General features: G+C 69.8%; 7 protein-coding genes. 6 read left to right on the plus strand and 1 reads right to left on the minus strand.

Features of this window, described 5'->3' with window-relative positions; all coding sequences use genetic code 11:
- Positions 1-973, plus strand: a 973-nt coding sequence (locus JNK30_RS06885; RefSeq protein WP_293481320.1) for a phospholipase D-like domain-containing protein, incomplete at its 5' end; no start/stop codon positions are given.
- Between the two features lie 18 nt (positions 974-991).
- On the opposite strand, the gene JNK30_RS06890 is transcribed toward JNK30_RS06885, so the two are convergent.
- Positions 992-1723 carry an endonuclease/exonuclease/phosphatase family protein gene (locus JNK30_RS06890; RefSeq protein ID WP_293481321.1) on the minus strand — a complete coding sequence of 244 codons (732 nt, stop codon included), beginning with the start codon at positions 1721-1723 and terminating at the stop codon, positions 992-994.
- A 116-nt stretch (positions 1724-1839) separates the two neighbouring features.
- Between JNK30_RS06890 and JNK30_RS06895 the strand changes: the two genes are divergently transcribed.
- The 5 genes from JNK30_RS06895 to JNK30_RS06915 all read left to right on the plus strand — a co-directional run bounded on the left by JNK30_RS06895 (position 1840) and on the right by JNK30_RS06915 (position 8102).
- Positions 1840-2430 carry a TonB family protein gene (locus tag JNK30_RS06895; RefSeq protein ID WP_293481322.1) on the plus strand — a complete coding sequence of 197 codons (591 nt, stop codon included), beginning with the start codon at positions 1840-1842 and terminating at the stop codon, positions 2428-2430.
- Between the two features lie 44 nt (positions 2431-2474).
- A complete protein-coding gene (locus JNK30_RS06900; protein ID WP_293481323.1) occupies positions 2475-3389 on the plus strand; it encodes an energy transducer TonB in 915 nt (304 codons plus the stop codon).
- 138 nt (positions 3390-3527) lie between these two features.
- A complete protein-coding gene (locus JNK30_RS06905; RefSeq protein ID WP_293481324.1) occupies positions 3528-5588 on the plus strand; it encodes an alkaline phosphatase D family protein in 2061 nt (686 codons plus the stop codon).
- A gap of 117 nt (positions 5589-5705) precedes the next feature.
- Positions 5706-6911 carry an acyl-CoA dehydrogenase family protein gene (locus tag JNK30_RS06910; RefSeq protein WP_293481325.1) on the plus strand — a complete coding sequence of 402 codons (1206 nt, stop codon included), beginning with the start codon at positions 5706-5708 and terminating at the stop codon, positions 6909-6911.
- A 48-nt stretch (positions 6912-6959) separates the two neighbouring features.
- Complete coding sequence (locus tag JNK30_RS06915) at positions 6960-8102, plus strand: acyl-CoA dehydrogenase family protein (RefSeq protein WP_293481326.1); 1143 nt, start codon at positions 6960-6962, stop codon at positions 8100-8102.
- Positions 8103-8116 lie beyond the last annotated feature (14 nt).

Consider the following 8116-nt stretch of genomic DNA (forward strand, 5'->3'; position numbering starts at 1 on the left):
GGAGCATGACCGCCGGCGCATCATGCCCGACCAGGAATGCCATGACCCGCGGCACGAGGTCATGATGATGGTCGACGGCGACGCGGCGCGCGCGCTGGGCGACCACTTCCGGATGCGCTGGCGGATAGGGACCAAGGGCGAGGAGATCGCCCCGCCCGAGGACGCCGGCGGCGATCCCTGGCCGGACCACGTTCCAGTGCACATGACGCGCCCTCGCGTTGCGATCTCCCGCACCCATCCCGATTGGCGCGATCAGCCGAGGATCGAGGAAATTCGCTGCCTCGCACTGGCCTCCATCGCCCGGGCGCGGGAGACGATCTATCTCGAGAACCAGTACTTCACCTCGCCTGTGATCACCGAGGCGCTGGCGCGGCGGCTCGCCGAGCCCGACGGTCCCGAGGTCGTCGTCGTCACCACGGGCCACTCGCCCAGCTACTTCGACCAGATGACGATGGACCACGCCCGCGGGGTGATGATCTGGCGGCTGCGGGCGGCGGACGTCTTCGGCAGGTTCCGCGCCCTTTATCCGACCACCTCGGGCGGCTCGAACATCATCGTGCACTCGAAGGTCAGCATCCTGGACGACCAGATCATCCGCGTGGGCTCGGCCAACCTCAACAACCGCTCTTTCGGCTACGACACCGAGATCGAACTGGCGGTGGAGGCGGCCGACGACGAGGCCCGGATGACCATCTCGGCCATGCGCGACCGCCTCGTGGGCCACTTCATGGGCGTGACCGGCGACGCCGTGGGCAAGGCGCGGGCCGAACGCGGGAGCCTGGTGCAGGCCATCGACCACCTGAACCGCGATGGGCGCCTGCAGCCGGTCGATCCCTCACGTCGCAGCCGCCTGGGCGGACTCGTGGCGGCGTTCCACCTGGGCGATCCCGCCGATCCCAGCGACGCCTGGCGCGTCTGGCGCCGGCGCCAGCGGCTGTTCCGGCAGGCGCGCGAGCTCACGTACGAGGGCTGAGCGCCGGTCTTCCGCGGGTCAGGCGAGGTCGAAGTCCATCACCAGCGGCAGGTGGTCGGACGCGGTCCGCGACAGCGGGTCGAACGGCGCGAACACGTCCGCGACCTCGATCCCCGGGCTCACGAAGTGGTGGTCGATGCGCAGGACGGGCAGCGGCGAGGGGAAGGTGGACGAAGGCTGCCGTCGGCGCGCCAGCCGCCGGGCCGGGCGCAGATGCTGCGTGAGGGTGCGATAGACGATCGAGCTTGAGGTGGCGTTGAAGTCGCCGGTGAGGATCGCCGGCCACTGGCACTTCGGATGCTCGAGCCATCGCGCGCCGGCCAGTTCGGCCGCCTGCACCTGCTGCTCGCGCGGGACGAGCCCGAGGTGGGTGTTGATCACCTGCAGCGGGCGGCCTTCCACCTGCACCTCGACCCAGAGCGCGCCGCGCGGCTCCAGGGCCGCGACCCGCGGATGGCCGGGCAGCGGCCCGGTCTTCACCAGCCGCTCGGGCAGCCGGGTGAGGATGGCGTCGCCGTAGCGCTCTTCCTCGACTTCCATGGCGGCGTGGAAGTGGTGGTTCATCGACAGGCGCTGGGCGATCTCGTGCGCCTGGTCCACGCCGCCGGTGCGCCTGCGGCCGACGTCCAGCTCCTGCAGCGCCACGATGTCCGGATCGAGCCGGGCCAGGACCGCGGCGATGCGGCCCACGTCGAGGCGGCGATCGTTCCCGACACAGCGGTGGACGTTGTAGGTGACGATGCGGGGCATTGAGGCGGGGGTTGTGGCGGGTGCGCCGCGCAGTGGCAAGCCATGCAGGGCAAGGTTGCCAACTCCCATGGCCAGGGTTCAGTTTCGGAGAGGTCGCCTTATCGGGGAGCTGGGACATGCCCGCCCTAGTCATCGCGCTCATGCTGCAGGCCGCCGCGCCGCAGCGCCCGCCGCCGTCAACCGCGGACATGCCGGGGTGGAGCAAGACCCCCGGCGCCGAGGAGATGACCAAGGCCTATCCGCCCGAGGCGCTGGCGGCGAACCTCGCCGGCTCGGCGACGATCGAGTGCACGGTCGACGCCGGCGGCGGGCTCAAGGACTGCGTGTCGCTGAGCGAGACCGGCCCCGGCTTCGGCGCCGCCGCACTGGCCGTGAGCGGCCGGTTCCAGATGCCCACCAAGGCGCCGTCCGGCGCCGCCACGGCCGGCCGCACCGTGCGCTTCCCGATCCAGTGGCTGAACCCGGCGAAGGCGAAGCTGCCGGCGATCGTGATCTACGACGACGAGGGCCGGGTGGGGAACGTGGGCTTCAACTGCCGGGTCCGCGACGACCGGAGCCTCGACAACTGCGTCCTGGTCGACTCGCGCCCGCGGAGCCCGAACCTGGTCGCGGCCGCCGGTCCCGCGGCCCTGCGCGCCAAGGCCTCGTCGGGGACCAGGCCGGGCGCGCGGGTGATGGTGCAGGTCGAGTTGCGGGCAAACCGGTAGGACCGTCGCGGCTTAGCCTTGAGTTATGTCCGGGGAGAGGGCGGATGACCACGGCCTTGATGGGCGCGCTGCTTCAGACCGTCGTGGCGACGGCCCCCGGCGAAGCGGCCCCGGTAACATCCTTGGTCGTGAAGCCGATCTGGGATCGGCGTCCCGCCTTCGACGATCAGATGAGGGTCTATCCGAAAGCGGCGGCCGATGCGTTCCTTGTCGGGACAGCCCGCATCGCCTGCACCGTGACGGAGGCCGGGAGCCTCGCCGACTGCGTCGTCGATGGCGAGGAGCCGGCAGGCGCCGGCTTTGGCGCTTCAGCGGTTTCACTTGCGGACAGGTTCCGGATGAGGCCGGTGGATCGCGACGGTGCTCCCGTGGCGGGTCGACGCTTGTATTTGCCGATCCGCTTCGTCAGGCCGGTCGACATCCGGTCAGCACCGCTCACCTACGTCACCAGCACGATCGCGGGTCACGTCGAACTCGATTGCCGATACGAGGGCCATAAACTGGACAACTGCCGGGCCATCGGCGCCGTGAGCGCGGGTGTGGAGGCTGAAGCCCGCAGGCTCGCGGCCGAGATGACGCTTCCCGAGCTGCCGCGCCCCCGCGGCCGAATTGCGATCCCGTTCCACTTCCAATCCCAGGACGCTTCGCGGCCTTCCGAAGCGAGCGTCGTGCCGCCTGAGTGGCTGCGACGCCCCACTGGGGATGACGTCGCGCGCGTCTATCCCCGCCGAGCGTTGCGAAGGGGTCTTTCCGGCGCGGTTGTGACGAGTTGCAGCGTGACGAAGCAGGGGACTCTCGCGGAGTGCCGCACGGTGGACGAGTACCCGACGGGCGAGGGTTTCGGAGACGCCGCGCTCAAGCTCATGCCTCTGTTCCTTATGCGTCTCGCGACGAGGGACGGGCAGCCGGTCGAGGGCGGGACGGTGCGCATCCCGATCCGGTTCGTGCTGCCAAGATGACGTGGGGCCTTCTTCCACATCGGCGATCGCCGGCTGCGCCAAAGCGGCCCGGAAAACGCGACGAGCGGTGCTTCCGGCGCGGCCCCATCAGGTGCAGCGTGGGGCGAGCGGGGCGGAAGCCCGGGAGCGGGGGCGCCCATGACAAACGATCGCCGGGAGTTCCTGCGCATGGCGGCCGCATTGGGCGCGGCGGTGGCGTGGAGTGGGCCGGCGCGCGCTTCACGCCTGGCCTGGCGCGAGCGCGAGGATCTCTATCCCGAGGGCGTCGCCTCCGGCGATCCGGATTCCCATAGCGTCATCCTGTGGACCCGCCGCCCCTATGCCGAGGGCGTGCGGCGCATGCTCTCGGTCGAGGTCGCCGAAGACCGGGAGTTTCGCCGCGTCGTGGCCCGCGCCCGCACCCCCGTCTCGGCGGCGGCGGACTGGACCACGCGGGTGCTGGTCGGAGGGCTGCGGCCATCGCGCGTCTATTGGTACCGCTTCGCCGACGTCGAGGGGAACGGCAGCCGGGTGGGGCGGACCGTCACCGCGCCGCGTGAGGGTGACCCCAGGCCCGTGACCTTCGCCTTCGTGAGCTGCCAGAGCATCAACGAGGGCAAGCTGAACGGCTATCGCCGGATGATCTTCGAGGACGAGCGCGCGAAGCCGGAGGACCAGCTGGGCTTCGTCCTCCACCTGGGGGACTTCATCTACGAGGTGCTGCAGTACCCGGAGGAGGGGGGCAAGCGCTTCGACCGCACGATCTACGAGGTGGCGCGGTTCCCCGACGGCGGCAGGCCCGGAAAACTGCACTATCCGCTGACCCTGGAGGGCTACCGCGCCTGCTATCGGGGCTTCCTGGCTGACCCGGACCTGAAGGACGCGCGGGCGCGCTGGCCGTTCGTGGCCATCTGGGACAACCACGAATTCTCCTGGCAGGGTTGGCAGAGCATCCTGAAGCAGGGCGGTCCCGCCCGTCCCGGCCAGACGCTGAAGGTCGCCGCGAACCAGGCCTGGTGGGAGTATCTGCCGTCCCGCTGCCGGAAGGCCGCGGGCGCGTCGTGGGACACGTTCGACCCGCCCACCGTCCAGAACGTGAAGATCGAGCGCTGGGACGCCGACGGCCTGGGCGACGAGCCGAACAACCTCGCGGCGATCAACAGCCTGATCGGCTACCGCGCCTTCCGCTACGGGCGACACCTGGAGCTGCTCATCACCGACCAGCACAGCTATCGCAGCGCGAGCCCGTTCGAGGACCCCGCCCTCGACAAGCTGACGCCGCCTGAGTTCCTCGGCATGTTCCAGGAGGACGCGGCCCAGACGCTCGACGGCGGCCGGACCTTTGGCGGCGGGCGTCCGCCGGCCGAGCTGACCTACGGCGGCGTCAGCGTGCCCAATCCCCAGAAGGACGCGCCGCCGCAGACCATCCTGGGGGCCGAGCAGAAGGCTTGGTTCAAGGCCCGGCTCAAGGCCTCGCGCGCCACCTGGAAGATCTGGGGCAACTCCAAGGGCACACTGGTTTCGCGCGCCGATCCCCAGAACCTGCCGCCCGGCATGGCCAAGCCCTGGCCCGGCGACTTCGCGATCCTCGCCGCGGGCGACCACAGCACCGCCTATGCCGAGCGCGCCGAGATCTGCGACCTGGTCCGCGACGCCGGCATCACCGGCTTCGCCATCGTCTCGGGCGACCGCCACAGCTTCTGGGCCGGCTACGCGTCGGCGCAGCTCCCGCCCGGCAAGTTCGAGCCCGTGGGGCTGAGCTTCATCGGGGGGTCACTCTCCAGCCCGGGGGGCCTGGAGGCGTACGAACACACGCTCAAGAAGGACCATCCGCTGCGGCCGCTGTTCCTGGCGGACCGGCCGGGCGCGGCCAAACCCGACCCGACCTTCAACATGCTGCTGAAGCACGGGGTGCGGGCCTGCCTCGAGTACGCCCGGAGCTTCGACGCAGGCGCCGCGCGTGCGCTTTCGAACCCCGCGCTCGCGCCGCACCTCGAGTTCGTGGACATGGGCGGGCACGGCTACGCCACGGTCCGGCTGAGCGCCGACGAGATGCGCACCGAGTTCGTCTGCATCCCGCGCCCGATCGCGCGCAGCGAACGGCCGGACGGCGGCGATCTCCGCTATCGCGTGGTCCACACCGCCAGGCTGTGGAAGCCCGGCGAGCGCCCCCGGCTCGTCCAGGAGGTGCTGGAGGGGGATCCGGGGCTGTCGGTCTGAGCGGGAGCGGGCGATGTGACCTTACGTTGACGCAAGCGTCATCTTTCGCGCCGGCATCGCCGCGCGTATAGGGTCGGCCCGAGAGCGGCGCATGTGGCGCCCGACGGAGCAGTGGCCATGAACCTCGACTTCACCCCGGAAGAAAACGCCTTCCGCGAGGAGGTCCGGACCTTCATCGCGGAGAACTACCCCGCCGAGCTGCGCAAGGCGCAGGACGAGGGCCGCCCGCTGACCAAGGACGAGTACCTTCTCTGGCACAAGGTGCTGGCGAAGAAGGGCTGGGTGGCGCCGGGCTGGCCGAAGGAACTGGGCGGCACGGGCTGGACGCCCACGCAGAAGTACATCTGGTCCGAGGAGACCGCCCGCGCCGATTGCCTGGGCCTCCTGCCCTTCGGCCTGTCGATGCTGGCCCCGGTGATCTACACCTTCGGCACGGACGAGCAGAAGAAGCGGTTCCTGCCGGGCATCTACAACGGCGAAGTCTGGTGGTGTCAGGGCTACTCCGAGCCGGGCGCGGGTTCCGACCTGGCCAACCTCAAGACCAAGGCCGAGCGCATCACCGGCGACGACGGCAAGGAGTACTACCTCGTCAACGGCCAGAAGACGTGGACGACCCTGGGCCAGCACGCCGACTGGGGCTTCTTCCTCGTGCGCACCGACCCCGACGCCAAGCCGCAGTCGGGCATCTCGTTCCTGCTGATCGACATGAAGACGCCCGGCATCACCGTGCGCCCGATCATCACCCTGGAAGGCGGCCACGAGGTCAACGACGTCTTCCTCGACAACGTGAAGGTGCCGGTCGAGAACCGCATCTTCCATGAGAACCAGGGCTGGACCTGCGCCAAGGCGCTGCTGGCGCACGAGCGCAGCGGGATCGCCGGCGTGGCCCGCTCGAAGCGCAATCTCGAGAAGCTGCGGACCATCGCGGGCACCGAGCGGAGCGACACGGGCTCGGCGCTGATCGCGGACAGCTTCTTCCGCCGCAAGGTGGCCGAGCTGGAGATCGACCTGACCGCGCTGGAGTTCACCGAGCTGCGCACGCTGGCCGGTGAATCGAGCGGCAAGGGCCCCGGCCCCGAGAGCTCGATCCTCAAGATCAAGGGCACCGAGATCCAGCAGCGCCTGCAGGAGCTGGCGCTGGAGGCGGTGGGCCACTACGGCGCGCCGTTCCTGCGCGACCTGGGCGGCAACGCCGCCGGCGTCGGACCCGAGTACGCCGAAGGCCTCGCGGGCGAGATGTTCAACGGCCGCAAGACGTCGATCTACGGCGGCTCGAACGAGATCCAGCGCAACATCATCGCCAAGGCGGTGCTGGGGCTCTAAAGCTCAAGCCAACCACCCAGAACACACACCAGCGGAAGAGACGGCCCCGTGGATTTCAGCTTCACCGAAGAACAGTCGATGCTTCGCGACACGGTCGCGGCGTACCTCGCGGACAACTACGACTTCGACAAGCGTCGGGCCGTGGTGACCAAGGAGCCGGGCTGGCGGCCGGAGGTCTGGAAGGCCTTCGCCGAGGAACTCGGCATCCTGGGGGCGCCGTTCTCGGAAGAGCTGGGTGGCCTGGGCGGCGGTCCGATCGAGAACATGGTCGTGATGGAGGAGTTCGGTAAGGCGCTGGTCGTCGAGCCCTACCTCGGCACGGTGGTGATCGGCGGCGGCTTCCTGAAGCACTCGGGCCACGCGGGCGCGGCCGACCTGATCGGCGGCATCATCGAGGGCAAGAACATCTTCGCCTTCGCCTACGCCGAGCCCAAGGGCCGCTACAACCTGGCCGCCCTGGAAACGACGGCGAAGAAGGACGGCGCCGGCTGGGTGCTGAACGGGCACAAGGCGGTGGTGCTGGGCGCCCCGTTCGCCACCCACCTGATCGTCACCGCGCGCACCGCCGGCGGCCCCCGCGACGCGCAGGGCGTCTCGGTGTTCCTGGTCGAGAAGGGCGCCAAGGGCGTCACCACGCGCGACTATCCGACGGTCGACGGCAACCGCGCCTCGGAGGTCTACTTCGAGAACGTGAGCCTGGGCGCCGACGCCCTGATCGGCCCGGCCGACAACGGCCTGCCGCTGGTGGAGAAGGTGGTGGACGAGGCGATCTCGGCCACCTGCGCCGAGGCCTGCGGCGTGCTGCGCAAGCTGCACGAGGGCACGCTGGAGTACACCAAGCAGCGCAAGCAGTTCGGCGTGCCGATCAGCTCGTTCCAGGTGCTGCAGCACCGCATGGTCGACATGTTCATCAACGTCGAGCAGGCGGTGTCGATGACCTACATGGCCAACATCAAGGTCACCGACGACGCCGAGCGCGCGAAGGCGGTCTCGGCCGCCAAGGTGCAGATCGGCAAGGCCTGCCGCTTCGTCGGCCAGAACGCCATCCAGCTGCACGGCGGCATGGGCATGACCGACGAGATGGCGATCGGCCACTACTTCAAGCGCGCCACCATGATCGAGACCGCCTTCGGCTCGGTGGATCACCACCTTGCCCGATACGAGTCCCTGAGCCTGGGTCAGGCGGCGTAGGGCGGCTCCGCCAA

The organism is Phenylobacterium sp. (assembly GCF_016793225.1).
Taxonomy (GTDB): domain Bacteria; phylum Pseudomonadota; class Alphaproteobacteria; order Caulobacterales; family Caulobacteraceae; genus Phenylobacterium.